This window comes from Leifsonia sp. SIMBA_070, from assembly GCF_046534635.1.
GTDB lineage: Bacteria > Actinomycetota > Actinomycetes > Actinomycetales > Microbacteriaceae > Leifsonia.
The window spans coordinates 1-266 of sequence record NZ_JAWRYK010000379.1 but is presented as its reverse complement, the minus strand read 5'-3'; the positions used below and the strand labels follow the sequence as shown (position 1 = coordinate 266).

The 266-nt window shown below is 62.4% G+C and carries 1 pseudogene; it reads left to right on the top strand.

The window, feature by feature from the left end:
• Positions 1-266, top strand: a pseudogene (locus tag SB754_RS20745) (fuconate dehydratase); the annotation flags it as partial.

Sequence of the window (266 nt, the reverse complement as noted above, 5' to 3'; positions counted from 1 at the left end):
ACTCCCAAATGCGCTGGCTCGGCCCGGAGAAGGGCGTGTCCCACATGGCATGCGGCGCGCTGGTGAATGCACTGTGGGACATCAGGGCACGGCGGGAGAAAAAACCGCTGTGGCTGCTGCTGAGCGAGATGGATACCGACGAAATCATCAGCGCCGTGGACTTCACGCATATCCGCAACGCATTGACTCCCGAAGATGCCGCCGACATTCTGCGGAAGGGGCATACCGGCCGGGACGAGCGCATCGCCGAACTCAAGCGGTTTGGC